The organism is Acinetobacter sp. ANC 4654 (genome assembly GCF_002135425.1).
GTDB lineage: Bacteria > Pseudomonadota > Gammaproteobacteria > Pseudomonadales > Moraxellaceae > Acinetobacter > Acinetobacter kyonggiensis.
This window is the reverse complement of sequence record NZ_NEGL01000001.1, coordinates 241,071-266,049: the sequence shown is the minus strand read 5'-3', so window position 1 is coordinate 266,049 and position 24,979 is coordinate 241,071. Positions and strand designations below refer to the sequence as shown.

Genomic DNA, 24,979 nt, shown 5'->3' with positions numbered 1-24,979 from the left:
AAAGCAACCAGATTTAAACTAACTCTTAACGAGCATTACGTCCACGACCACGTGGTGATTTCGTGTTGTCACGAGTTGTACCATTGGTCTTACGACGTGGTTTATCCGCATCATCCATTTGCCAAATACGGGTTGTACCACCATTTGGCGTTTTCTTGCCTTTAAATGGTGCTTCGCCTTTTTCTTCACGTGCTTTATCTTTTGCAACAGAGAAATGCTGTTTCTTCTTCTGTACAATTTTTTTCGGAAAGTCACGACCTGTATACGGTTTATCCGCAGGAACATCTTTAAAGTCAGGATAAAGTAAAGGTTCAATCTCGACTTGCTCACCTGGTTGTAAGCCCAGTTTTACAATGCTAATTGTACCAATTTGAGTACGAATTAAGCGTAAAGTTGGGAAGCCTACAGCAGAGGTCATACGACGTACTTGACGGTTACGACCTTCACAAATTGAAATTTCTACCCAAGAGGTCGGAACAGAGGCACGAAAACGAACTGGTGGAGTACGTTCCCATAACCAATCTGGTTCGTCAATTTTTTGAGCTGTAGCCGGCAAGGTGATACCGTCTTTAAGTTCAACACCTTTACGAAGTTGCTCTAAAGCTTCCTCCGTAATGTCGCCGTCAACCTGAACCACATACGTTTTAAACTTTTTGCTGGCTGGGTTGGTAATGAATTGGTTCAAACCGCCATGATCCGTTAAGAACATTAAGCCTTCTGAATCTAAATCAAGACGACCTGCAATACGCAAGTCAGGATCTTGAGTAAAATCAGCCATGGTTTGATGTTTCTCATCGGCACGGAACTGGGAGAGAACGTCATAAGGTTTGTTGAGAATGACGATTTTCATAGAAAATAACTACTTTGCTAATGATTAAATTTGGAAACGTTGAGTATTATTTAATCGAGAAATATTGTTATTTCTCATATAAATCTCAAAAATACTGAATCTAGATTAGGATATTATGCGTTAAGAACAGTTGAAAGTATTGCTTATTGGCAATTATTTTTTAGATTCGCCAGCGACAAACGGAGAAGTTGTACAATGGGTTATCAAAAGATTGCAGTTCCTGTGGATGGTAGCAAAATTACCGTAAACGCAGATTTGTCACTCAATGTTCCGAATAATCCAATCATTCCTTTTATTGAAGGTGATGGTATTGGTGTGGATATTACACCAGCGATGAAAGCTGTGGTAGATGCTGCGGTTCAAAAAGCTTACGGTGGCAAACGTTCGATTGAATGGATGGAAGTGTATTGCGGTGAAAAAGCAGACAAAATCTATGGTACTTATATGCCAGAAGAAACTTTTGATGCACTGCGTGAATTTGTTGTTTCTATTAAAGGCCCATTAACGACTCCAGTGGGTGGTGGTATTCGTTCACTTAACGTCGCTTTACGTCAAGAATTAGATCTTTATGTTTGTGTACGTCCAGTTCGTTGGTTTGAGGGTGTTCCTTCACCCGTTCATCATCCTGAACTGACTGACATGGTGATTTTCCGTGAAAACTCTGAAGACATTTATGCGGGTATCGAGTGGAAAGCTGACTCTCCTGAAGCTAAAAAAGTGATCAAATTTCTGAAAGAAGAAATGGGTGTGACTAAAATCCGTTTTGAAGAGAACTGTGGTATTGGTATCAAGCCCGTATCTAAAGAGGGTACTCAACGTCTTGTGCGTAAAGCAATTCAATTTGCGATTGATAATGATAAGCCAAGCGTGACTTTAGTTCATAAAGGCAACATTATGAAGTACACCGAAGGTGCATTTAAAGAATGGGGCTATGAAGTCGCGCTTGAACGTTTCGGTGGTGAACTTCTTGATGGTGGTCCATGGGTCACGATTAAAAATCCTAAAACTGGCAAAAAAATCATCATTAAAGACGTTATTGCCGATGCATTTTTGCAGCAAATTTTGATGCGTCCAGCTGATTACTCTGTAATTGCGACACTTAATTTGAACGGTGATTATATTTCGGATGCGCTTGCAGCTGAAGTAGGTGGTATTGGTATCGCTCCTGGTGCAAATATTGGTGGTGCGATCCAAGTTTATGAAGCAACTCACGGTACTGCGCCTAAATATGCGGGTCAGGATAAAGTAAATCCTGGGTCTATTATTCTTTCTGCTGAAATGATGCTTCGTGACATGGGGTGGGCTGAAGCTGCTGATTTAATCATCAAAGGTATTGCTGGTGCGATTACTGCGAAAACGGTAACGTATGACTTCGAGCGTTTAATGCCTGATGCGACTTTGTTACGTTGTTCAGAGTTTGGTCAAGCAATCATTAATAACATGGAATAAGCATATATAGTTTCATTCAACTGATGAAAGCCTGTATTTATTGCTAATGCCAGTCAGTTAAGAAATTGACTAGTTTTTTTTATTTTAAATTCATGATGTTACTTGATGCGCGGAAACGTCATCCGCAACTGTCCGAGGCAAAACTACTGTAAAAAAAGTAAAATTTCTGCGATTAATTGATCAATAAAAAGTATTTGACGAGTTTTGCGGATGACAAATGTTTTTGGTTCTTTTGGCTAATGAGAAACATTGTTTCGCAAGGAACAAACGAGCTCCAAGGATTTGATTTAAGGAGATAAGACCCCGTCGTGAATAACTAAAAAGTTAAGGAGTTGATTGTAAAACTCCTTAACTGACTGGCATTACGTATTTATTGCGGGTTTTTTATAAGCGTAAAGCTAGTGATTTAGAAAAAGTGATGATATTTTAGTCATCATAATTAAAGGGGATAATAATGAACTACAATTGGGCGATCTTTATATTGTTAGGAATGCCATTCTTAACACAGGCAGGTACTGTTTATAAATGTAATAACAAAGGTGCAACGGTATATCAGTCTAAGCCATGTCCTGACACAACAGTAGATGCTAATTTTCAGCGTGAGCAACGCATACAAAATCAATCAAATTCCGCTTATCAGCAACGGACAACAAATGGAACTTCCAACGAAATTGCGGAAACAGCAGAAGGGAAAAAGAAAAGTTTAGCAATTGCCCAAGAGGCATACCGTATAACAAAAGAGCGCTAAAATAAATCAAACTTTATTTGGTTTACTGAAAGGGAAATATTATTTGGTGACGACTAAAGCGAGAAGTATTGAAGGCTATTTGGTAGGTATTTATGCCTTATTATGTGCCTATCAGCTTTGTCACCAAAATAAGCCCACGATCAAAATTAGCGAAAGTTTTAAAGCTTATATTCAATTTGAGAGTATTGAATAAAGAGTAGGATTACAGAAAATACCTATTAAGAATTGTATTTGATAAATAAGATTAAAGAGTGTTCATTTAAAATAATAGATGCAAATAAATGATGTTTAAAAAATTAAAAATATTTTGTTTATCCATCGTTTTTCTAGGTATAACTGTTTTATTGACAGGTTGTAAGCCACCACCATCAGGTGAAGCCGCAGGTATTCGTTACCCAATTTTATTTATACAGTTGCAGCAAATGGAGTTGCCTGTACAGCTTGCAATGCCTGTTGAAAAGATTAAGCCTCGGCAAATACAAGATACTTGGGGTACAGCACGGAGTGGCGGTAGAAAACATGAAGGCATTGATATTTTTGCTAAGCGAGGAACACCTGTCCTAAGTGCAACACAAGGGATTGTAGTTCGTGTAGGCATCGATGATTTAGGCGGGAAAGTGGTTTGGATTGTTGGCCCAAATTTAAGCCGTCATTATTATGCACATTTGAATGATTATGCTGACCAGATTCAACAGGGTGATTGGGTTGAAGTGGGTGAGGTGATTGGTTATGTGGGCAATACGGGCAATGCTAAAAGTACCCCACCACACTTGCACTATGGAATTTATTTAAATGGACAAGGAGCAGTTAACCCTTATCCATATTTAACACCATCTTCTTAAATATTAAAAATTGCTACACTTGTTCAGTTATTTTGTATTTAGTTGAGTGTGTGTGCCAAACCAATTGCAAAGTACCAAGCAGCAAGACAAATGAAGCCAAAATGAACTGTTGATGATAGGTCACGCCAAAATGTTGCAGGGCACTAAAACTTAAACCACCGACAAGCTGTGTAAATGCAAAACACAGTGTTGCAATACTCCAAAGCTTTTTATAAGCAGCACCATAAAGTTGTAAAATGGTGTAAGAGGTCAGAAAAACCACCGCAGGATTAAGCATTCCTGTAAAAAATGAAGAGGTAAAAGTTAGAATAGGGCTTGTACTTGCAGTGGCAATAAAAATAGCGATGATATATAGACTATAAAGAATTTTCAGTGCAGTAAAATTACCAAATTTTCTTGCTAATAAATAAGCGGAGAAAGCACCTAAAGCACTGCCGATCCCATAGAGAATCCAATTGAAGTTAATCCAAAAGAGATTGAGTTTTAATTCATGACTCAGGTAGTCAATCCAAAACAGTGAGTGGGGAATATAAGCAAAGGCACTACTTGAATAGGCAATCAGTAAACTATAGAACAGCGTATTTAACGATACTTCTGTGGATGCTGGTGCAGTTTGTGCAGATAAATGATGTTTAAACTGTTGCAGTAAAATACTTAGACAAATACAAATGATCAGTGCAAAACCACACAGAATAAGCCATGCTATTTGTGTCGAAATTTGATCTAAATAAGGCAGGAAAAGTGTTGCCAGTAAAACCCCAAGTCCAATGCCGCTAAAACCGATAAAATTGATTTTAAAGCGATCTTGGATGTCACAGCATTGTGCCACTACGCTAGGTGACAAGATCATCAATAGACCACCACTTACTCCTGAAATGATGCGCCAAAAGATATACCAAGCTTTTGGCAAGTCTGAAAATGCACAACAGAGTAAGCTCAGCATGCCAACAACGGCTGCTATTTGAATGTATAAAGCCATGATTTTATTTTGAGCTAAACGCATGGCCAAAAAAGCACCGAGCAAATAACCGAGTAAATTCGCACTGCCTAAAAGGCTGGAAAATTCATTCGTCCAAGCAAATGCTTCACGAGTCGTGGGTAATAATGCAGTATAAGAAAAGCGTAAAATACCTATTCCTAAGCACATGCTAAGGCATAAAAAAAGACTGAGCTTAATTTTGTTTGAGGACATCCAGTGTTCTCACCGATACTTATTATTGATTAATAACAATAAATAGCATGAATTGTCATGATTTAATATGAGAATAATGAACAAGTGCATGAGTTCGCAGATTGGCTGTTTTTATTCTGATTTATTGGGTGAGTAGGTGCTAAGGCTAAATAGTGAAAGTTGAATAAAAATGATGAATTTTACAAAAATAAATCTTTAAAAAAAACCGCGTTAAAGAACGCGGTTTTTTTAGCGCTAAAATTAACGCATTTTGGCTAAGAAGCGACTTAAACGGTTTAATGCTTCACGTAATTCATTTTCAGCAGGTAGGAATACCACACGGAAATGATCAGGTGTAGGCCAGTTAAAACCAGTACCTTGGACCAATAATACTTTTTCAGCACGTAAGAAATCGAGCATGAATTTTTCATCATCTTGAATAGGGTAAATTTCAGGATCAAGACGAGGGAAGCAGTACATTGCACCTTCAGGTTTAACACAGCTTACCCCTGGAATGTCATTTAACATTTCCCAAGCGATATTGCGCTGTTCATATAAACGACCACCGGGACGAATCAAGTCATTAATTGATTGGTAACCGCCTAAAGCTGTTTGAATAGCATATTGGGCTTGATGGTTCGCACATAAGCGCATTGAAGCGAGCATATCTAAGCCTTCAATGTAGTCCATTGCACGTGATTTATCACCTGTAATGGCCATCCAGCCTGAACGGAAACCCGCAATGCGATATGCTTTAGATAAACCATTAAATGAAACACAAAGATGATCACCCGCAAGTGCAGCAACAGCAACATGTTCAATGCCGTCATACACAACTTTGTCGTAGATTTCATCTGCAAACAAAATTAAGTCATATTTTTTTGCCAGTGCGACAATTTGTTCTAAAACATGACGGGGATAAACTGAACCTGTCGGGTTGTTTGGATTGATAATCACAATACCACGTGTATTGGGCGTGATTTTGCTTTCCATATCAGCAATGTCTGGATACCAATAGTTTTCTTCATCACATTTATAGTGAATTGCTGTACCACCCGATAAATTTACCGCAGCCGTCCATAATGGATAGTCAGGCATAGGAACTAGCATTTCATCGCCATCATTCAATAAGCCTTGCATAGCCATCACAATCAGTTCAGACACACCATTACCAATATACACATCGTTGACGTGCATATTTAAAATGCCTTTTTGCTGGTAATACTGACAAATCGCTTTACGCGCAGGGAAAATCCCTTTTGAGTCTGTATAACCAACGGCATTTGGAAGATTTAACGCAACATCATTAATAATTTCTTGTGGAGCTTCAAAGCCAAATGGGGCGGGGTTACCGATATTTAATTTAATAATTTTATGACCAGCTTCTTCCATTTCATTGGCCGCTCGTAACACAGGTCCACGAATGTCGTAGCATACATGCTCGAGCTTAGACGATTTTTTTATTTCGCGTGGGGTTTGGATAGTGTTCGGCATTTTGATGTTCTCGGAAAGAGTGGAGGTCATTTTTGCATAACGATATAAATAACTTTTAAATGTTTCAGTTGTTACCAGATCGAGATCATGTTCATCTCTGAGTAAAGCAACAATTTTTTCATGCGTAAATCCCACCTGTTGATATTGTTTAATCACAGGCAGTAGATGTTTAAAAATAACGCTCTTTTTTTGCGACATTTTTTAATCTTGAGCAAGAATTTCAATAAGATTAACATTAAATTTGCTCACAAAAAAGCATTTAAAAAATAAAATGCTCACCATGTTTTGTATTTTTGCTTACCTTTTGCTTTTAAGTAAATTATAGGTCTTTTGTAAATTGTTAACTAAAGACTAGAAATTTTAAGATGAATCACGTAAATATAGGATTATCCTATTTTAAATAGCAAGATAGAAAGGGACGTAATCATGGGAAAACTCAATAAAACAGACCGAGAATGGCAAAGAGAGTTATCACCAGACGAATTTCGCATTACGCGACAAAAGGGGACTGAGCCAGCATTTACAGGGAAATACTGGAATACCAAGCAAACGGGGACTTATTTGTGCCGTTGTTGTGGGGCTGAATTATTCTCGTCTAATACCAAATATGATAGTGGTAGCGGTTGGCCAAGCTTTTATAAACCGATTAGCAGTGGTGCGGTTGATGAAAATCAAGATGCGACGCATGGTATGGTCAGAACTGAAGTTGTTTGTCATCATTGCGATGCACATTTAGGGCATGTTTTTGAAGATGGCCCACAGCCAACAGGATTGCGCTATTGCGTAAATTCAGCTTCATTAGAATTAAAAACACAAGAAAAAAATGACGAGGAAACCTATCCATGACCAACATTTATCAGTTTGAAGCTGAGTTGTTAGATGGAAAAAATAAATCATTTGCTGATTATGAAGGCAAAGTTTTATTAATTGTAAATACTGCAAGTAAATGTGGTTTTACACCGCAATTTTCAGGTCTTGAAAAGCTGTATGAAAAATACAAAGATCAAGGTTTGGAAGTTTTGGGCTTTCCTTGTAATCAATTTGGTGGGCAAGACCCTGGATCCAATGAACAAATCGGTGCATTCTGCCAAAAAAATTATGGTGTGAACTTTCCGATGTTTGCCAAAGTAGATGTGAAGGGGCCAGAAGCACATATTTTATTTCGTTATTTAACCAATAACAGTAAAGGTGTTTTGGGCAATGGAATTAAGTGGAATTTTACCAAGTTCTTGATTGGTAAAGATGGCAAGGTCTTAAACCGCTTTGCGCCCACCACCAAACCTGAAACTTTGGAAAGTGAAATAGAGGCGGCATTATCGCAGTGATGTTTCATGTTGGAAAATGAACAAAATGTGATAAGTCAGCCAGAACCGAATGTTCAGTTCTGGCGTGATTCGCGCATGCCTTATGTAGAAACACGTCAGGCATGCCAAAGTCAGATTTGTTATAAGGCCCACAGTCACACTACTTTTTCTATTGGTGCAGTCGATACGGGGCTAAGTCGTTTTAGCAGTTATTTAAGTGCTGTTGAAATGATTGAGTCCGGTGCTTTAGTGGTTATTCCTGCTCAGGTTGAACACTCCTGTAATCCTATGCCTAATCAAGCATGGAGTTATCAGATGATGCATTTAAATGCTGACTGGCTTGCCGCATTATTGTCAGAGACAGTAAGAGAACAAATTCATGCACCAATTCCACAATTAAAACCCAGCGTGATTAAAGAACCAGAATTGTATTGTGCATTCACCCAGCTAAATCGAGATTTATTTAATCCTGAAGTTGATTTTAGGGAAAAAGAACAGCGTTTGATAGAGGTGCTCACTCAAATTGTTTTGCCCTGCTTTGAATGGGAAAAAACGGATACATCTCATTATTTTTATGATCATTTAAAGGATTTGATTATCTATTTAAAAGATGTTGATACGATTGTCCCACTGGAAAAATTGGCAAGTATGCTGGGAATTAGTCGTTATGCCGTCATTCGTTTATTCAAGGCAAATCTGGGTTTGACCCCACATGCCTTTCAGCTCAATTTAAAAGTGAATCAGGCAAGAGAATTGCTTAAATATGGAAAAAATGTTGCTGATATTAGTTATGAACTAGGTTTTAGTGATCAAAGCCATTTTCATCGTGTATTTAAAATACATACAGGGGTTACGCCTAGGCAGTATCAACAAGGTTTTATATGAAGCACTTGGTTTTTTATTATTGAGCCTTTTGTCTGTTTAAAACCTAAAACCTAAAACCTAAAACCTAAATTAAATTTATGATCGCGCAATTTTATACAAGAGAGAATTGTGCTGGTTCTCTATGCTTATTTCAGCTAGATACTGGAATGATTTATGGAACTGTTTGTTATTATTGCATTCACGCACTTTATTGCTTTGCTTTCTCCCGGACCTGATTTTTTTCTTATTTTAACGACACTTTTACGTCATGGTCGGTCTGCGGCTCGCTTTGTCTGTGTAGGAATTGCATTGGGAAATGCATGTGTTTTAATGGTGATTTATGCCTGTTTATTTTTTCTTGGAAAAATTGATGAAAATATTTTGCTCTATATACGTTATATCGGTGCAGTGTATTTAATATATTTGGCAGCATTATGCTTGTATTATGCAAAAACTGAAGTGATTACGACGCATGGAAAAACGGATGCTATTCCGACTTTATCCAGTACAGTTAGTTATTTGAGTCAAGGCTTACGTTCAAGTGTGCTGAACCCTAAAAATATTTTATTTTATAGTAGCTTAGTCCTGTTGGTTTATGTTGATTTTGGGGTTTTTCAGCATATTTTAATGGTGTTATGGATGGTTACTGTCGTCTTGGTTTGGAATATTTTACTGGTTAAATTGTTAAGTTATAAAGTTTGGATTGAATGGCTTAGCCTAAAGTCTAGATGGTTATATTATATTTCAGGGGGCTGTTTTATCTTTTTTTCCCTGATGTTATTAATGATGAATAAATTCGATTAAATGATTTTTATTTTAGCTTGAATTGGGACAGAAAAATTCAAATTAAAGTAAAAGCCACCTTTAGGTTAATGCTCGTCAGTGAGGTGTTGTTTAATCCTCCCCTTGCGAAACAGTGTTTCTCATCCTTTTTCAAAGGAGGGAGTATCTAAAATTTAATAAGATATTAAAGTCTATATCGTTCCCCTCTTTTTTTAAGAGGGGTTAGGGGAGATTAATTAATCAGTAATCATTAAATTACTCTTAACTGACTGGCATTAACTCAAAGGTTTGGCATTAAAATTTAAAGTATCGCTTTGAGGCGTTTAACCACTTCTTCACACTGAGCAATGTCCGCGACCAATGCTAAACGAACATGGTTTTCACCCGGATTACCTTGTTCAGTATCACGAGACAAATAACGCCCCGGAAGCACTTTAATGTGCGCTTTTTCCATCAGCATTTTGGCAAAAGCTTCGTCATTGTCTACTTTAAGCCAATAATAAAAACCTGCATCAGGTTTTTTAAGTGGCAATAGATGACCCAGTTCTTTTTGAAAAAGTTCGAATTTTGCACGGTATTGTTTACGGTTTTCTTCAACATGTGCTTCATCGTCCCAAGCGGAAATCGATGCAAGTTGATGTTGAACAGGCATTGCTGCACCATGATATGTACGATATTGCAAATACGGCTTGAGTAATGCTGCATCACCCGCAACAAAACCTGAGCGCATACCGGGTAAGTTTGAACGTTTAGACAGTGAATGAAACACGACACAGTTTTTATAGTCATCACGTCCAATTTCGGTACACACTTCAAGTAAGCCAACGGGTGCTTCATCAAACCAAAGTTCTGAATAACATTCATCCGATGCAATGACAAAATTATATTGATCTGAAAGTGCAATTAACTTTTTAAACTGCTCTTTAGATAGCACAGCACCTGTTGGATTACCCGGAGTACAGACAAATAACAATGCCGTTTTTTCCCAGACTTCAGCAGGTACAGCATCAAAGTCGCCTAGATAGTTGTTTTCTTCTGTGCAATTGATGAAGTATGGTTTGGCACCCGAAAGTAAGGTTGCACCTTCATAAATTTGATAGAAAGGATTCGGCATGACCACATAAGGCGCATCTTCACGGTTCACTAAAGCTTGAACAAAAGAAAAAATCGCTTCACGTGTTCCCGATACAGGAAGAACATGGGTTTCAGCGCTAATGCTGTTTAGCTTAAAACGTCGTGTCAGCCAATCAGCAATACTTTGGCGCAGCTCTGGTAAACCTTTACTGTTTGGGTAAGTCGATAAATGCTTAAAGTTGTCAATAATTGCTTGTTTTACAAACTCTGGTGCAGGATGTTTTGGTTCACCAATCGACAATGGAATGAGTGGTAAATCTGCAGGTTGAATATCCTGAAAAAGTTTATTTAATTTTTCAAAAGGATAGGGATGCAATAATGACAAACTTGAGTTCATAAAATCGATACCGCTTAATTTAAGTTAATGTTGGCCACAGACTTGATTCGAGACTTCATCGAGTGCTGATTTTAATTGCGCAGCAAACGTTTTGGCTTCTGAATCGGACATTGGAATGCCATCTTTTTTAGTGACAAAGAAAATATCTTCTGCGCGCTCACCCAGTGTTGCAATTCTAGCAGAGTGAATATCTAAACCTTGCATCATAAATAAACCACCTACTTTGGCGAGTAAGCCGGGATGGTCAAGTGTTGAAATTTCAACCATATTTTGTTGTAGCGCGGCATTGAGGGTGATGTCGACAGTATTTTCAATATCGAAATGGCGTAATTGGCGTGGAATACGACGCTGCATTAAACCAGGATATTTATCTGATTGGCTCAGTGCTTTGACTAAGGCATCAATGACAGTTTTTTCACGTTCAGGATCGGTCAGCAAAGTACCAAAACGGTCTAGAACCACATAGGTATCTAAACTAAATGCCGTACTTGCGGTAATAATTCGGGCATCTTGCACGTCAAGATTCATACGGTCAAATACAGCCACTGTGGTGGCAAATAAATTGGGTTGATCTTGGGTGTAAATAAAGATTTGTACGGCATCTTGTGCAGATTTACGATGTGCACGCATTAACACTAAAGGTTCAGAGTTGTTGCCATGCTGCAAGATTGCACGGGTATGCCATGCAATTTCATCTGCTGATTCCTTAATAAAGTATTCATCACCCAGTTCCTGCCACACGGTTTCTACATCGTAGAGGGAGAAATCATTGACCAATAGTTCACTGGCTGCAAATTTAGTGTCTTCAATCAGCATTTGATAATCGACAGGGCGACCCAGACCCGTACGAATCACATCACGGGCATGGGTATAAAGTTGACGCATAAGCGATGCGCGCCATGTATTCCACAGTTTTGGGTTGGTGGCATTAATATCGGCAACAGTCAGAGTATATAAATAATCGAGATGCTCCATGTCACCGAGTTTTTCAGCAAAGTCTTGCACCACATCTGGATCGGAAATATCTTTTTTCTGTGCAGTCATCGACATGAGCAAATGATTTTGAATGAGCCATGCGACAAGGTTACATTCACGTTCCGTAAAGCCGTGGGTACGACAGAAGTTAATCGCATCTTCTGCACCTAGTTCACTGTGGTCGCCACCACGACCTTTGGCAATGTCGTGAAATAAAGCGGCTAAATAGACAATGTCACGACGTGCCAGACGTTGGAATACCGAACTTACCACAGGGAAGTCTTTGGCAAATTCAGGTGCTTTAAAGCGGTTGAGGTTACGCAGCAATAACAGGGTGTGTGCATCTACGGTATAAATATGGAACAAGTCATATTGCATGAGTCCCATAATTTGCCCGAATGCAGGAATATAGTTACCTAAAACGCTATAGCGTTTCATTGCAACCAAAGTGTCATATAGACGATGTGGTGAACGAATAATCGCCATAAATAAGGCTTGATGCTCAGGATTGTCTCTATAGCTTTGATCAATCCGTTTTGCAGCAAGTATGAGCAGACGTAAAGTCCGTGCGCGAATGCCTTCAATCTCTGGGCGATTTGCTAAGATATAAAACAATTCTAAAATAGCGCTTGGGCGTTCTGAAAAGATTTTATGATGTTGTACGGCAAGTTTGCCATCCACCAGTTTGAAGTGTTCGTTAATTTCTTCAATTTTACGTTCGTAGTTGGGTAGGCGCGGGGTAATCACCGATTCATTAAAGTATGCAAGTAGCATTTCATTGAGGGTTGAAACTTGCTGTGCGCTACGATAATAGCGCTTCATGAATTGTTCAATTGGGTAATTAGGTGATTTATCTTCTTCACGGGTATAGCCAAACAAAGCCGCGATATCACGTTGATAATCGAACAATAAACGGTTTTCATCGCGTTTGGTTAAGCGGTGTAAATGATGGCGAATTTCCCAAAGAAAACTTTCTGCTTCCTCTAAAACACCCAGCTCAAACTCAGAAATAAAACCTAAATGTACCAGATCATAAATACGATTGACCCGAAAATGACGCTTTGCAATCCAGCCAATTTGGTTAATGTCACGGATACCACCCGGTGCGTTTTTAATATCGGGTTCTAAATTACTTTCGGTATTGTTATGTTGCGCATAACGTCTGGCTTGCTCGTCCATTTTGGCATCGAAAAAGGTTTTATCTGTCCATGTTTGTGACACGATACGACGCGGCCATCTGGCTAAATGCTGATTCCCGATAATGAGACGTGATTCAATTAGCGCTGTAGCGACGGTTAAATCATTGGTTGCTTGTTCTACACATTGTGAAATGGTGCGCACGCTAATACCGGGTTTGAAATTGCCCACATCCCAGAGTGATGAAATAAAGGTTGAAATCAATTGTTCTTGATCTGGGCTGAGGTCATCTTCCGATAAAATCATGATATCGACATCTGAATACGGCAACATTTCCCGACGACCATAACCACCAACTGCAAATAAACCTAAATCCGTTTGATCGAGTTCTGCATGTTTCCATAGGAACTGTAGTGCTTCATCAATTAAATTGGATCGACCCAAAACGACTTCACGAATGGACTGTCCATTTTCAAAACCATCTTGCAGCTGCTTTTCAACATCTGTGCGCCATTGGTTAATCGCTTGAATGTCATGGTTACTTTTAACGTAATTCAATAGCGGAGAGGTATTGATCATGAACAGTGGTCCGTAAATAAGGTGACAAGTTTAGTTTTGTTGAACACTGACTTGAGTCGCGGTGTGTAGTGCGAGCTCACGTGCTTGATCCGTTGTTTCAGCACGTGCGGTTGCAACGCCCATGCGACGACGTTTAAACCCTTCGGGTTTACCAAACAGGCGAATATCGGTGTTTGGATTTGCTAAAGCAAGATTTAAGCCAGAAAATGAAAGATTGTGATCATCTACACCTGCGTAAATCACAGCACTTGCTGCCACACTATGACGTGTTGTGTTCACTGGCAAGCCTAAAATGGCACGTGCATGCAGTTCAAATTCACTTTGAAATTGTGAAGCAAGGGTCACAAGTCCTGTGTCATGCGGGCGTGGTGATACTTCACTAAACCATACTTGATCGCCTTTGACAAACAGTTCGACCCCAAAAATACCACAGCCACCTAAGGCGATTGTGACTTTGTTAGCAATGCGTTTTGATTCTTCTAATGCCGCTGGCGTCATGGCTTGAGGCTGCCAACTTTCAACATAGTCACCTGAGTCTTGACGGTGTCCAATTGGGTCGCAGTACTGGGTTTCAATTTCACCCGTTTCAGCATTTTTAGCACGTACAGTCAGTAAGGTAATTTCAAAATCAAAATCAATTTGTGATTCAACAATCACCGTGCCCTGATTTACGCGACCACCAGTTTGCGCATATGTCCAAGCGGCATCCACTTCATCAAAATTTTTAACACGTGATTGACCTTTACCTGAAGAAGACATCACAGGTTTTACAAAGTTTGGATAGCCAATATCATCACAAGCTGCACGGAAAGACTCCAGCGTATCAGCGAAGCGATAAGCCGATGTCGGTAGACCTAATTCTTCCGCTGCAAGGCGGCGAATGCCTTCGCGGTTCATGGTCAAATTAACGGCTTTAGCCGAGGGAATAACGGTGGCAATATTTTGTTGTTCGATGTCGACTAAAACTTGTGTCGCAATGGCTTCAATTTCAGGAATAATTAAATGTGGTTTTACTTGTTGAATCAGTTGTTTGAGTTCTTCGGCATTTGCCATATTTAAAGTATAAGAATAATGTGCAACTTGCATGGCAGGAGCATGATCATAACGGTCAGCAGCATGAACTTCTACACCTAGACGTTGTAAAGAAATCACCACTTCTTTACCTAATTCTCCCGAACCTAACAATAAAACTTTAAAAGCAGAAGATTGAAGGGGAGTACCAATGGTCACGCTCATATGAATCGTCCTTGCTAAAGTGGTCTTTTAGCATAGCAGAACTGTTCTGACTGTTAAGGTTTGATTCACATAAAATAATGATATTGTCTAACAATTTTGTTGATAAAGTTTATTGAAATCTCCCTAAATCCCTCTTTATAAAAGAGGGACTTGTATAAAGGAGTTAAAATGAAACGGGCAGGTAGGTATAAACTAAACCATAGACCACAGCCGCCGTGAGTGTTGCAGCGACAATTTGCTTAAATTTAAAATATAGTCCTGCTAAAGTGATAAAACCAACCAGCATGGCAACGCTTTTATTGGGTGTTTCTATTAGAGGGGGAAGTGTTGCAACCACCAGCATTGAGCTAATGGCAGCAATGCCAATACTGCCTAATGCAATTTTAATCCAAACAGAACCGCGTTTTTGTGAGTTTTGTTGATGTTTTTGAATGACATAAAATGGGCCAAAACGAGAGATGAAATTCGCAATTCCGACAATAATGCCGACCAAAATGATTTCAAGATTCATGTGGTGCTCCAAATGCATCATCATGTTGTTTTAAAACATAGTGCTTAAATAAGCCTGCCAAAATTCCCGATAAAATCCCAATAAAAATGGCCGCGGATAAATTAATAAAATAACAGGTGATGGCCGAAACAATTAAACACACAGCGACAATAAAAGTATGTTTCTTTTCAAATGCGGCAAGCAGGAAACTTAAGAACAGTGCAGGTAATAAGAAGTCTAAAGCCGCTTGTAAAAACTGCGGTAATGAACTGACTTGGTCGGCAAATAAACCACCTAAAAAAGAGCCTAAAGCCCAAGACATCCAACTAAATAAACTTAAACCCAACATCCAAGATTCAGACCATTCTTGACGACGTTGTGACAGTTTAATCATGCCTGAGGCAAAAACTTCGTCAGTCAGTCCCCATGACCAAATGGCCGTTTTTTTTAAGTTTAATTTATCTTGGATTAAATTTTGTAAGGCTGGGCCATAAAGCACATGGCGAATATCTAACGCAATCACCGTCAGTGCAGTCATCCAAATAGAGGTACCGCTACCGAGTAAAGCCACCACTAAAAACTGGCTGGCTCCGGCATACATTGAACAGGATAAAAACAGCGCTTCCCAAGAGCTAAAGCCAAATTGGGTTGCAGAGACACCAAAAGCAAAAGAAACGGGAAGATAGGTAAAAATAATGGCTTGACTGTCTTTAGCGCCTTGCCAAAAGCCAGCAGCTTGTACTGGAGGAATTTTGTGCTCAGACACGACACACCTAAAGAGTTAAACAATGGGGCAAATGATGATTGAGTATTCTACCCGAATTCACTAGCATAGTGCCGAAATGTTTGTATAGGCAGCTGATATGTTTGCGTTCAAATCACGTGCAATAGTGATGGTTTCTGTACTGTGCAGTACTTTTGCATTGCAAGCTTGTGGTCATTCTTCAGAAGAACCTGAGCAAAAAGTTGAAATTAAGTCTGCACCTAAACTCACCAATGATGCGACCACTTACGCGCAACATGCTTGGAACTTCATCAATCAAGTGGATGGTTTGGTTTATGCGCAAAAATTGGATTTGTTAGAAGATCAAGTCCGTAAACCTGCGCGTAAGTTGAGCACCGATTGGCGTATTAATGTCAAAATGACGGATTCTGTGACTGAAGGTAAATATGCATTATGCCGTAAAGCATTAACCAGTTTAGAAATTTGGGCGCGTGAAAGTATTGATCAAACAAATTCGGTGGCGCAAAAACAAGCCGATTATGAGCGTGATAAAGCACAATGTAGAGGTGCAATCGAACATCCTGAACTTGGAAATACAGATCCTAAAAAGAAAGGGGTTTGATTAGGGGTTGTTGATATTTCACAGATGCTTGCGACATGAGCCATATATGGCGCAAGATGTTTAGAAGATACAAGGCATGTTTTGCGAAATTTAGTCATTCTAAATGATGAGCAGTGACTAAAGCTGCGCAAGATAACGCAGTAGCGAAAAAAATGTCCCTGTCCCATAGGGTTATCACTAAAACTTCCCCAAACTTCGTTATGAAACTTGACAAGGGGATCACCATTGTCTGCATTTCATGCCTTGTTTGAGTTGTTTTAGTGAATAACGCAATGCATGGCTGAAATGTCCACAGACCCTAAGATAAAACGAGGCAATGACCTCGTTTTTTTGATCTGAACTTTGAGGGAGATATTTCTTCTTATAGTTTTAAACAATCAGTAAGAGGGTAAAACGATCACTTGATAAATATATTAAATTATCACTAAATGATAATTTGTGTATAATAATAAACATTAAATCACTGGTTGATTTTGTAATTATTAGATAGGTGGGAGTGGGTAATATGTTTAATAAAGTATTTTTTTCAATAAGTTTAATGGTCTTTCTGAGTGCATGTAGTAGCGTTCAAACGACAGCTACAACAGAAAAAGCACAGGTGATTCCTGCCACATCTTTAAATGTCGAACGAGATATAGCACCTTGTCGCAATGGTTTTGATGAGGTGAATGTGTGTCAGTTGTTATCTTAAAGTGGAAAAGGCCTAAATTTTTGTTCTGCATTTAATGTCGTTTCAAAACATGTGAAAAGCTGATTCATATTAGGCATAAGGATTTTCAGCAACAAAGTTCAATCGTTGATTATTTCGCTTTAAGCAATAATGTTGACGAGAGGGCTTTTTTTTGTCGATGCCAAATATACAACCTCAATACGAGCAAAGTGTAATTAGATGATGTGATGCTGAAAAAAACAACAAACAATTGGGGGTAATTTTAAGTGAAATGAATAGCTTGGGTGAAAAATGGAGATTCTGTATATGATTAGTAATGAAAATAGTTATCATTTATATTAGTATTTGGTAAATTTTTGCCATGCCTCCCATTTATGCCGTCTTTTTTTGGTCATCCACATTTAGCTTTTAAACACACACATTCAGAGCGAATTCTAAAGTTGAGTCTACTTAGCTTAATGATCGCGTGTGCTCATTCCACCTTTGCCAGTGAACATCTTGATTCAGCAGAAGGAAGTAAAACAACCGCAGTTCTTCCAACCATTGCTATTGAAGCCATGAGTGCACAAGATCCTGTAAAAACCTATGTCGACTACAAACAAGCCAGTGTGACGCGTAATGGTTTGGATAAAAAAGATATTCCACAAACCATTGATACGATTGATGTACAAAAATATAAAATCTATGGATCGAATGATTTAAGCGTCATGCTTCAAGGCACGCCGGGTGTCGATACGTCTTATGATATGCGTGGCGACGGAATTAAGCTGCGTGGTTTTCAGGCAGACATGAGTGATATTTACCGTGATGGTGTGCGTGAAAGTGGGCAAGTACGACGCAGTACCGCCAATATTGAACGGATTGAAATATTAAAAGGGCCTGCTTCTGTGCTGTATGGGCGAAGTGCAGGAGGTGGCGTAATCAATATGGTAAGTAAATATGCCAATTTTGACTCGAAAAGCAGTGTTGGAATTTATACGGGCTCATTTAATCATCTGGGAACCACTTTAGATGTCAATCAGGTTATTTCTGATCAATGGGCTGCGCGTTTAACCACCGATGTTTATAAAACGGATAGTTTCCGTCAAGGCATTAGCAGTGATGAGCTAATGCTGTCACCGAGTGTGACATTTAATAATCAAAATGGTTTGGTTTGGACAGGGCAATATACCTATGACCGTTTGCACCGTGTTCCAGATCGCGGCCCCAATTTTTTTGAATTACCATCAGGAACGTCGCGTGACATGGGCTTCGCTCAAGACGGTGATTATGTCAATGATGTTTCCCAGACTTTGCGTTCCGATTTGAGCTATACCTTTGCGCCAGACTGGACGCTACATTGGGCTGCCAGCTATAGACAAGCCGATCAAGATTTTGACCATTTTTATGCAGGAAAAATGTGTACCGCAGATCAGCCAGCTACCGCAACAAATAAGGGCTGTTATAAAGGATATATTGATCAAAACTATTATTGGCAGCAAACCAGCAATAAAACTACATCCACAACGTTTGATGTGAAAGGCAAATTTAATACTGGTGCATTTCAACATCAGATGTTGCTTGGCGTAGATGTATCTTATGAGCAGCGTGAACCAAAACTGGCTAATAAAAATAGCGATGGCACTTTAGTTTATGGATTTGTGAATCCGCTAACGGGGGATCGTTTTAGTCATCGGGCGGACAATCCGTTAATTGCGCAGCATAATTATAATCAAGGCACAAGTTATGGGGTGTTTGCACAGGATTTAATCACCATTGTTCCAGAAGTGAAGTTGATGCTGGGGCTGCGTTATGATCATTATAAAAACGCCACAACCAATAAATTAAAGTCTGAAACTGATCAGGATTATAAGCGTACTGTCAGTGATCAATCGGTCAGTCCAAATGTGGGTGTGGTTTGGCAACCTGTTGAATCACAAAGTGTCTATGCATCTTATAGTAAAAGTTTTGCACCCTTTGGTGGGAAAATAGGGGTGAGTGTGATCAGTGCTTCACAAAATTTAAATACCTTTGACGCTGAACCGCAATATAGTGACCAATATGAAATTGGGCTTAAAAGTGATTGGATGGATGAGCGCTTAACGACACAGTTTTCGATTTATGATATTCGTAAACATAATATACGCTATCGTCCAGATGAGGATAAAGAACCCGATGTCTGGGCTGTTGGTGGTGAGCATCAGTCGCGTGGTGCAGAGTTTAGCTTTATTGGTCGCGTACTGGACAATGTCTACGTTCGTGGTGGTTATAGTTTCTTGGATGCGACGGTTAAACAAAATAAAGAAAAACCTGAGTTGGTGGGCAATCGTTTAAAAGAAACAGCCAAGCAAACAGGAAATCTTTTTGTGCGTTATTTGCCTACAGAGCAATGGTATGCTGAAATTGGCATGACCAAGGTTGGCGATTCATGGAACGATGAGGAAAACACTCAAAAACTAAAAGGTTTTAGCCGAGCAGATGCGGCCATTGGTTATAGTGCAAACCCGTGGAATGTCACTTTAGCCTTAACCAATTTAACCGATAAAGAATACTGGCGTTCAAGTTCAATGCCGGGTACACCACGTAGTGCTTTACTGCGTGTGAATTATGAGTTTTAAGCTGCAATGTTAAAGCATGTTTAAATCAGCATCTGGCCATCTTAACAATTAAGGTGGCTTTTTTATGTTTGCTTAAAAGGCACCTTTAATGTGCATTTTATTCAGCAACAACATGTGCAATACGATGTAATTCTGCAAGGTCTAAAATTTCAATTTTCCGAAAAGAGAGACACAAAATATTTTGCTTTTCCAGCGTTTGTAATTCTTGATTCACCGTTTGTCTAGAACAGGTCAGCATTTGCGCCAATTGTTCCTGAGATAAGTGAATGGTGTTTTTTTCAATCATCAGATGGTTGCCATAACCATTTAAAATAAACATCAGGCGTTGGGCTAAACGCTGCTTTAAGGTTTGCGTTTGAATTGAAATCAGTTCTAAAAAAGCAAAACGTAATTTCTGACTGGTTAATTGCGCAATGTGATACCAAAAAATGGGCTGTTCTTTGAGTAGTTTTTGAATTGCGCTACTTGGAATATGCAAAATTAAACTTTTTTGAATGGCGATGGCATCGTGTGAGCGAGGTTGGGCATCGACCAAGGAAATTTCACCAAACCACATAATTGGTTCCACAATTGCAGCCACCGATTCTTTACCTTCAATGTCAATATAGCCTAAGCGAACAGAGCCATTTAAAACGGCATAAAGACCATTAAAAGCATCACCCGAATGGAAAATGGCTTGTTCTTTATCAAAATTTTGTTGAACCGCATGGCTTAAGATAAATATTTTAAATGTAGGTGGTAGTTGAGAAAACCACGTATTATTTTCTAAATGATGGATATCCTTTGCTGCAAACACATCAATTCCTTTTTGCTATGAGTTGTCATTTAGCCGACAACTTTGTCTTTCATATTTTTATATAGTGGAAGCATAGTGTAACAAGGAACAATCACATGACCAAATTAGAACAGTTGCTGAGCCAATATGCAGCATATCACTTAGACCATAAAAATATTTTGACCCATTTTGTCGGTATTCCTTTGATTGTTTTTTCTATTCTTTGTTTAACCGCAAGAGCAGGGTTTCTGCTGTCAGGTATGGAGCTGACGCTGGCTTTGGGACTTATTGTGGTGACGAGTCTTTATTATTTTAGTCTGGATCGTATTTTTGCATTCATTATGTTGATTGTTTTGCTTGCTGCATATCCTTTGGCTTTAAAAATTGCCCATCTAGGATTTGCGGCTTGGTTAAGTTTAAGTATTGGGATTTTTGTCGTGGGATGGGTATTTCAGTTTATTGGTCATTTTTATGAAAAGAAAAAACCAGCCTTTATGGATGACATTGTCGGGCTTGCAGTTGGCCCATTATTTGTATTAGCGGAAATGGTGTTTATGCTCGGTTTTCGTAAGGCGCTAGAGCAACGGATGTTGGATCATGCCCATGTGTTACGTGCTGAAATGGATGCTAAGTCTATATATATCAGTTAGATAGTTGCTTAAAAATATAAAAAAGCCAGTGGATTTCACTGGCTTTTTGTATATCTGATTATTTACTGCGTCTTCACTGCTTTATGGGTCTCAGTTTTAGCTTTGTGTGCATCTGCACTTGCAACTGGAGCTGCTTTATGGGATTTATCAGCCATATTATTGGTTTTCATTGGATCATGTTTCATCATTTGATCTTTTTTCATCATCTGGTCTTGTTTCCCCATTTGATCGTGTTTCATTATTTTGTCTTGTTTTGCCATCTTATCGTGTTTCATCTTATCTTGTTTAGCCATTGCCGTGGCTGGGACACATTTACCACCTTTATGATTTGGGCCTGAACCACCTGCTAATGTTGTCCCTTGTGGACACGCAAATGCAGTTGCGCTAAGCATCGTGAACAAGCCTGCTGCAATAAATGTGCTGATCTTTTTCATTTTCGATTATTCTATACAGGCATTAGTGCCTGTGATTAAGTTACCGATAATAAAGAATAATTAACGTGATAATATTGTGTGAAATTCAAGTGGTTAGCGTATTCATTTGTCATTTAATGCTATTTTTAAGCTTAGTTTAAGTTAACAAAAAAGCCCTGATTTAAATCAGGGCTTTTATATTAAAGACTACTTATACGTTAAAACGGAAGTGTAAAACGTCGCCGTCTTGCACCACGTAAGTTTTACCTTCTAAACGCCATTTGCCAGCTTCTTTTGCGCCAGCTTCACCGTTGTATTGAATGAAATCATCATAAGCGATACATTCAGCACGAATAAAGCCTTTTTCAAAGTCAGTGTGAATGACACCTGCCGCTTGAGGTGCAGTTGCACCGATTTTAACTGTCCAAGCACGAACTTCTTGTACGCCAGCAGTGAAGTAGGTTTGTAAGCCAAGCAGTGAATAACCTGCACGAATCACTACATTCAAGCCTGGTTCTTCCATGCCCATCGCCTCTAAAAACTCAGCGCGGTCTTCATCTTCAAGTAACGAAATTTCAGCTTCAATCTGGTTGCACAGGGGAACCACAATGGCATTTTCTTCAGCCGCTAATTTCTTAACTGCATCTAAGTGTGGGTTGTTTTCAAAACCATCTTCAGCGACGTTAGCAATGTACATGGTTGGTTTTAAAGTCATTAAACCAAAACCACGAACCAATTTACGTTCGTCATCATCAAGGTCAGCTGCACGTGCTGGTTTACCTTCGTCAAGTAAAGGCTGAATTTTTTCTAAAATGGCTTTGACTGCAATGGCTTCTTTGTCGCCACTTTTTGCAGATTTAGACAAACGTGTAATGGCTTTGGCAACCGCTTCAAGGTCAGCAAGTGCAAGTTCAGTATTGATGGTCGCAATGTCATCTAGCGGGTCAATTTTACCATTAACGTGAATTACATTTTCGTCTTCAAAACAACGAACAACGTGAGCAATCGCATCTGTTTCACGGATATTGGCAAGGAATTGGTTACCCAAGCCTTCACCTTTAGACGCGCCCGCAACTAAACCTGCAATATCAACAAATTCCATAGATGTTGGAATAACACGTTGTGGTTTTACAATCGCAGTCAATTTGTCTAAACGTGGATCTGGTACAGGCACAATCCCTGTATTCGGTTCGATGGTACAGAACGGAAAGTTTTCTGCAGCAATGGCAGCTTTAGTCAATGCATTGAAAAGTGTAGATTTACCCACGTTCGGCAAGCCGACAATACCGCAATTAAAACCCATGAAATGACTCACAACGTATGATTTAAAAATTGTGGCTGATTTTACATGAAAGCCATGACAAAGTCAGGTCATGGCTTTCATGTTTATTGAAAACAACTGCAAGGCAACGGGCTTTAAACTTTTCGTTTGTCTAGCTGATTGGCAAGCGTGTCTCCAGCCAGTTGTACCAACATCACCAAAATAATAAGCACTACAATCACCGCAAGCATGATTTGCATATCAAAACGCTGATAACCATAACGGTAGGCGATATCACCCAAACCACCAGCACCAATGGCACCTGCAATGGCTGAGGAGTTAATCATGGTGACCAAGGTCACGGTAAAGCCGGCCACAATTCCGGGTAGGGCTTCTGGTAAAAGGACATACCAAACGATTTGCTTACGGTTACACCCCATGGCTTGAGCGGCTTCAATCAACCCTTGATCGACTTCACGTAAACTAACTTCAGCAATACGGGCAAAGAAAGGGGTCGCTGCAATGGTGAGTGGAACAACCGCTGCCCATACGCCATAACTGGTGCCGACAATCAGTCGAGTCAATGGAATCAGTGCCACCATTAAAATCAGGAAGGGCACAGAGCGGGTCATGTTGACTAGCCATCCCAAAGATTGGTTAATACTTTTTGATGGATAAATGCCGTGTTCCGAGGTGTTGACCAAAATTACCGCCATCGGTAGACCAATCAGCAAGGCAAAAAATGCGGAAACGCCAACCATTAATAAGGTGTCAATGGTGCCAGTAATCAAAAGATCAATAAGTTGGTCGTGCATAGCCCAATACCTCTACCTGTGCAATTTGATTTTTGAATTGTTGTTGTAGGTGTTGCAGATCAATATTCAAATCCGCCACGCCCACAATTAAAGTGCCGACCAAATGATTTTGAATGCTATCAATATGGCTTTGATACAAATGCACGGCATGGCCAAATTGATTTAAAAGATGGGCAAGGTCAGGAGAATGTTTGGCTTCACTGGCATATTTTAGTTTTAAAATACTGTGTGTGACCAAGCCATCTAATTCTGGATAAAGCGTAAAGGGTAGATCCAATTGTTCAAGATTGAGCAGCTCTTGGGTAATGGCTTGTTTAGGATTGGAAAATACCGACCAAACTTGCCCTGATTCCACAATTTCACCCTGATCAATCACCACCACTTGATCACAAATTTCACGAATGACTTGCATTTCATGGGTAATCAGTACAATGGTAATCCCCAGTTTCTGATTAATTTCCTTAAGCAGGGAAAGCACCACCGAGGTACTTTCAGGATCGAGTGCCGAAGTGGCTTCATCGCAGAGTAAAATTTCGGGATGACTGACCAACGCACGGGCAATACCGACCCGTTGCTTTTGTCCACCTGAAAGCTGTGAAGGATAATGCTCGGTTTTATCACTGAGTCCGACCAATTCAAGGACTTCATTGACTCGTTGTTCAATGTCCGCCTTGTTAAAGTTAGAAATTTTTAACGGTAGCGCGACATTTTCCCAAACGGTTTTAGCTGACATTAAATTAAAATGCTGAAAAATCATGCCCATTTTCTGGCGCAGCTGAATCAAGTCATGATGGTTTAATGCGGAAATTTCTTGTTGATGAATATGGATACTGCCTTCATTGGCCTGTTCCAATCCATTTAAGGTGCGCAGCAAAGATGATTTACCTGCACCACTTTTACCAATAATGCCCAGTATTTTGCCTTGAGGAATATCCAGATGGATATCTTTCAAGGCATGCACTTGCGTATTTTGCACATGGTAAAACTTATTCAACTGCCGAATTTTAATATGTGGGACTGAAAAGTCGATTTGTGAACCAAAACTTACCATTGTTATTC

24 protein-coding genes and 1 pseudogene are annotated in these 24,979 nt (G+C 39.4%); 12 read left to right on the top strand and 13 right to left on the bottom strand.

From position 1 onward, the window contains the following. Positions 1-25: 25 nt before the first annotated feature. A complete protein-coding gene (locus B9T24_RS01295) occupies positions 26-850 on the bottom strand; it encodes an rRNA large subunit pseudouridine synthase E (protein WP_086164150.1) in 825 nt (274 codons plus the stop codon). 195 nt (positions 851-1,045) lie between these two features. On the opposite strand from B9T24_RS01295, the gene icd reads away from it, so the two are divergent. From icd to B9T24_RS01275, 4 genes and pseudogenes are all read left to right on the top strand, one after another. Beyond that, on the top strand, positions 1,046-2,299 hold the full coding sequence (gene icd, locus B9T24_RS01290) for an NADP-dependent isocitrate dehydrogenase (protein WP_004651586.1): 1,254 nt from the start codon (positions 1,046-1,048) through the stop codon (positions 2,297-2,299). A gap of 454 nt (positions 2,300-2,753) precedes the next feature. Beyond that, positions 2,754-3,047, top strand: coding sequence for a hypothetical protein (locus B9T24_RS01285; protein WP_086164149.1), 294 nt, complete (start codon positions 2,754-2,756; stop codon positions 3,045-3,047). 7 nt (positions 3,048-3,054) lie between these two features. Next, positions 3,055-3,240: pseudogene (locus tag B9T24_RS01280) on the top strand (hypothetical protein); the annotation flags it as partial. 88 nt (positions 3,241-3,328) lie between these two features. Further along, the gene (locus B9T24_RS01275) at positions 3,329-3,889 is read left to right on the top strand and encodes a M23 family metallopeptidase (protein WP_171264815.1); all 561 of its coding nucleotides are present in this window, start codon (positions 3,329-3,331) and stop codon (positions 3,887-3,889) included. 13 nt (positions 3,890-3,902) lie between these two features. Here B9T24_RS01275 and B9T24_RS01270 read toward each other — a convergent pair whose 3' ends face one another. Both B9T24_RS01270 and B9T24_RS01265 read right to left on the bottom strand, forming a co-directional pair. Further along, complete coding sequence (locus B9T24_RS01270) at positions 3,903-5,081, bottom strand: YbfB/YjiJ family MFS transporter (RefSeq protein ID WP_086164148.1); 1,179 nt, start codon at positions 5,079-5,081, stop codon at positions 3,903-3,905. A gap of 240 nt (positions 5,082-5,321) precedes the next feature. After that, a complete protein-coding gene (locus B9T24_RS01265) occupies positions 5,322-6,752 on the bottom strand; it encodes a pyridoxal phosphate-dependent aminotransferase (protein ID WP_086164147.1) in 1,431 nt (476 codons plus the stop codon). Positions 6,753-6,980: 228 nt separating this feature from the next. Here B9T24_RS01265 and msrB point away from each other — a divergent pair, with 228 nt between their 5' ends. From msrB to B9T24_RS01245, 4 genes are all read left to right on the top strand, one after another. After that, positions 6,981-7,400 (top strand): peptide-methionine (R)-S-oxide reductase MsrB, encoded by a 420-nt coding sequence (msrB, locus tag B9T24_RS01260; protein WP_086164146.1) that lies wholly within the window; start codon positions 6,981-6,983, stop codon positions 7,398-7,400. Continuing rightward, on the top strand, positions 7,397-7,879 hold the full coding sequence (locus tag B9T24_RS01255; protein ID WP_086164145.1) for a glutathione peroxidase: 483 nt from the start codon (positions 7,397-7,399) through the stop codon (positions 7,877-7,879). The genes msrB and B9T24_RS01255 overlap by 4 nt, the downstream gene beginning before the upstream one ends. 6 nt (positions 7,880-7,885) lie before the next feature. Further along, the gene (locus B9T24_RS01250) at positions 7,886-8,743 is read left to right on the top strand and encodes an AraC family transcriptional regulator (protein ID WP_213032944.1); all 858 of its coding nucleotides are present in this window, start codon (positions 7,886-7,888) and stop codon (positions 8,741-8,743) included. A 153-nt stretch (positions 8,744-8,896) separates the two neighbouring features. Further along, on the top strand, positions 8,897-9,526 hold the full coding sequence (locus B9T24_RS01245; protein WP_086164144.1) for a LysE family translocator: 630 nt from the start codon (positions 8,897-8,899) through the stop codon (positions 9,524-9,526). Positions 9,527-9,806: 280 nt separating this feature from the next. Here the strand turns inward: B9T24_RS01245 and dapC are convergent, their stop codons facing one another. The 5 genes from dapC to B9T24_RS01220 all read right to left on the bottom strand — a co-directional run bounded on the left by dapC (position 9,807) and on the right by B9T24_RS01220 (position 16,159). After that, entirely contained in the window at positions 9,807-10,976 is a 1,170-nt protein-coding gene (gene dapC / locus B9T24_RS01240) for a succinyldiaminopimelate transaminase (RefSeq protein ID WP_086164143.1), read from the bottom strand. Positions 10,977-11,000: 24 nt separating this feature from the next. Further along, entirely contained in the window at positions 11,001-13,667 is a 2,667-nt protein-coding gene (gene glnD, locus B9T24_RS01235) for a [protein-PII] uridylyltransferase (RefSeq protein ID WP_086164142.1), read from the bottom strand. A gap of 30 nt (positions 13,668-13,697) precedes the next feature. After that, a complete protein-coding gene (purT, locus tag B9T24_RS01230; RefSeq protein ID WP_086164141.1) occupies positions 13,698-14,903 on the bottom strand; it encodes a formate-dependent phosphoribosylglycinamide formyltransferase in 1,206 nt (401 codons plus the stop codon). Positions 14,904-15,066: 163 nt separating this feature from the next. Further along, positions 15,067-15,414 carry an L-valine transporter subunit YgaH gene (gene ygaH, locus B9T24_RS01225; protein WP_086164140.1) on the bottom strand — a complete coding sequence of 116 codons (348 nt, stop codon included), beginning with the start codon at positions 15,412-15,414 and terminating at the stop codon, positions 15,067-15,069. Further along, a complete protein-coding gene (locus tag B9T24_RS01220; RefSeq protein WP_004651602.1) occupies positions 15,404-16,159 on the bottom strand; it encodes an AzlC family ABC transporter permease in 756 nt (251 codons plus the stop codon). Before B9T24_RS01220 ends, ygaH begins: the two co-directional genes overlap by 11 nt. Before the next feature lie 97 nt (positions 16,160-16,256). Here B9T24_RS01220 and B9T24_RS01215 point away from each other — a divergent pair, with 97 nt between their 5' ends. The 3 genes from B9T24_RS01215 (at position 16,257) to B9T24_RS01205 (ending at position 20,006) form a co-directional block, all read left to right on the top strand. After that, positions 16,257-16,739, top strand: coding sequence for a hypothetical protein (locus B9T24_RS01215; protein ID WP_086164139.1), 483 nt, complete (start codon positions 16,257-16,259; stop codon positions 16,737-16,739). A gap of 505 nt (positions 16,740-17,244) precedes the next feature. Beyond that, positions 17,245-17,430: a hypothetical protein gene (locus B9T24_RS01210; protein ID WP_086164138.1), complete on the top strand. Its 186-nt coding sequence runs from the start codon at positions 17,245-17,247 to the stop codon at positions 17,428-17,430. Between the two features lie 353 nt (positions 17,431-17,783). Beyond that, positions 17,784-20,006 carry a TonB-dependent receptor gene (locus B9T24_RS01205; RefSeq protein ID WP_086164137.1) on the top strand — a complete coding sequence of 741 codons (2,223 nt, stop codon included), beginning with the start codon at positions 17,784-17,786 and terminating at the stop codon, positions 20,004-20,006. Positions 20,007-20,103: 97 nt separating this feature from the next. Here the strand turns inward: B9T24_RS01205 and B9T24_RS01200 are convergent, their stop codons facing one another. Beyond that, a complete protein-coding gene (locus B9T24_RS01200; protein WP_086164136.1) occupies positions 20,104-20,802 on the bottom strand; it encodes a Crp/Fnr family transcriptional regulator in 699 nt (232 codons plus the stop codon). Positions 20,803-20,897: 95 nt separating this feature from the next. Here B9T24_RS01200 and B9T24_RS01195 point away from each other — a divergent pair, with 95 nt between their 5' ends. Next, positions 20,898-21,431: a DUF962 domain-containing protein gene (locus B9T24_RS01195; protein WP_086164135.1), complete on the top strand. Its 534-nt coding sequence runs from the start codon at positions 20,898-20,900 to the stop codon at positions 21,429-21,431. A 62-nt stretch (positions 21,432-21,493) separates the two neighbouring features. Here the strand turns inward: B9T24_RS01195 and B9T24_RS01190 are convergent, their stop codons facing one another. The 4 genes from B9T24_RS01190 to B9T24_RS01175 form a co-directional block, all read right to left on the bottom strand. After that, entirely contained in the window at positions 21,494-21,865 is a 372-nt protein-coding gene (locus tag B9T24_RS01190) for a hypothetical protein (RefSeq protein ID WP_086164134.1), read from the bottom strand. A gap of 190 nt (positions 21,866-22,055) precedes the next feature. Beyond that, positions 22,056-23,147 (bottom strand): redox-regulated ATPase YchF, encoded by a 1,092-nt coding sequence (gene ychF, locus B9T24_RS01185; RefSeq protein WP_086164133.1) that lies wholly within the window; start codon positions 23,145-23,147, stop codon positions 22,056-22,058. Between the two features lie 113 nt (positions 23,148-23,260). Then, the gene (locus B9T24_RS01180; protein WP_086164132.1) at positions 23,261-23,920 is read right to left on the bottom strand and encodes a methionine ABC transporter permease; all 660 of its coding nucleotides are present in this window, start codon (positions 23,918-23,920) and stop codon (positions 23,261-23,263) included. After that, on the bottom strand, positions 23,901-24,971 hold the full coding sequence (locus B9T24_RS01175) for a methionine ABC transporter ATP-binding protein (RefSeq protein ID WP_086164131.1): 1,071 nt from the start codon (positions 24,969-24,971) through the stop codon (positions 23,901-23,903). The genes B9T24_RS01180 and B9T24_RS01175 overlap by 20 nt, the downstream gene beginning before the upstream one ends. Between the last annotated feature and the right edge of the window lie 8 nt (positions 24,972-24,979).

Excerpts from the sequence above, each read along its gene's own strand:
- B9T24_RS01295 (WP_086164150.1), bottom strand. The coding sequence starts at position 850 with ATGAAAATCGTCATTCTCAACAAACCTTATGACGTTCTCTCCCAGTTC.
- icd (WP_004651586.1), top strand. The coding sequence starts at position 1,046 with ATGGGTTATCAAAAGATTGCAGTTCCTGTGGATGGTAGCAAAATTACC.
- B9T24_RS01285 (WP_086164149.1), top strand. The coding sequence starts at position 2,754 with ATGAACTACAATTGGGCGATCTTTATATTGTTAGGAATGCCATTCTTA.
- B9T24_RS01275 (WP_171264815.1), top strand. The coding sequence starts at position 3,329 with ATGATGTTTAAAAAATTAAAAATATTTTGTTTATCCATCGTTTTTCTA.
- B9T24_RS01270 (WP_086164148.1), bottom strand. The coding sequence starts at position 5,081 with ATGTCCTCAAACAAAATTAAGCTCAGTCTTTTTTTATGCCTTAGCATG.
- B9T24_RS01265 (WP_086164147.1), bottom strand. The coding sequence starts at position 6,752 with ATGTCGCAAAAAAAGAGCGTTATTTTTAAACATCTACTGCCTGTGATT.
- msrB (WP_086164146.1), top strand. The coding sequence starts at position 6,981 with ATGGGAAAACTCAATAAAACAGACCGAGAATGGCAAAGAGAGTTATCA.
- B9T24_RS01255 (WP_086164145.1), top strand. The coding sequence starts at position 7,397 with ATGACCAACATTTATCAGTTTGAAGCTGAGTTGTTAGATGGAAAAAAT.
- B9T24_RS01250 (WP_213032944.1), top strand. The coding sequence starts at position 7,886 with ATGTTGGAAAATGAACAAAATGTGATAAGTCAGCCAGAACCGAATGTT.
- B9T24_RS01245 (WP_086164144.1), top strand. The coding sequence starts at position 8,897 with ATGGAACTGTTTGTTATTATTGCATTCACGCACTTTATTGCTTTGCTT.
- dapC (WP_086164143.1), bottom strand. The coding sequence starts at position 10,976 with ATGAACTCAAGTTTGTCATTATTGCATCCCTATCCTTTTGAAAAATTA.
- glnD (WP_086164142.1), bottom strand. The coding sequence starts at position 13,667 with ATGATCAATACCTCTCCGCTATTGAATTACGTTAAAAGTAACCATGAC.
- purT (WP_086164141.1), bottom strand. The coding sequence starts at position 14,903 with ATGAGCGTGACCATTGGTACTCCCCTTCAATCTTCTGCTTTTAAAGTT.
- ygaH (WP_086164140.1), bottom strand. The coding sequence starts at position 15,414 with ATGAATCTTGAAATCATTTTGGTCGGCATTATTGTCGGAATTGCGAAT.
- B9T24_RS01215 (WP_086164139.1), top strand. The coding sequence starts at position 16,257 with ATGTTTGCGTTCAAATCACGTGCAATAGTGATGGTTTCTGTACTGTGC.
- B9T24_RS01210 (WP_086164138.1), top strand. The coding sequence starts at position 17,245 with ATGTTTAATAAAGTATTTTTTTCAATAAGTTTAATGGTCTTTCTGAGT.
- B9T24_RS01205 (WP_086164137.1), top strand. The coding sequence starts at position 17,784 with ATGCCGTCTTTTTTTGGTCATCCACATTTAGCTTTTAAACACACACAT.
- B9T24_RS01195 (WP_086164135.1), top strand. The coding sequence starts at position 20,898 with ATGACCAAATTAGAACAGTTGCTGAGCCAATATGCAGCATATCACTTA.
- B9T24_RS01190 (WP_086164134.1), bottom strand. The coding sequence starts at position 21,865 with ATGAAAAAGATCAGCACATTTATTGCAGCAGGCTTGTTCACGATGCTT.
- ychF (WP_086164133.1), bottom strand. The coding sequence starts at position 23,147 with ATGGGTTTTAATTGCGGTATTGTCGGCTTGCCGAACGTGGGTAAATCT.
- B9T24_RS01180 (WP_086164132.1), bottom strand. The coding sequence starts at position 23,920 with ATGCACGACCAACTTATTGATCTTTTGATTACTGGCACCATTGACACC.
- B9T24_RS01175 (WP_086164131.1), bottom strand. The coding sequence starts at position 24,971 with ATGGTAAGTTTTGGTTCACAAATCGACTTTTCAGTCCCACATATTAAA.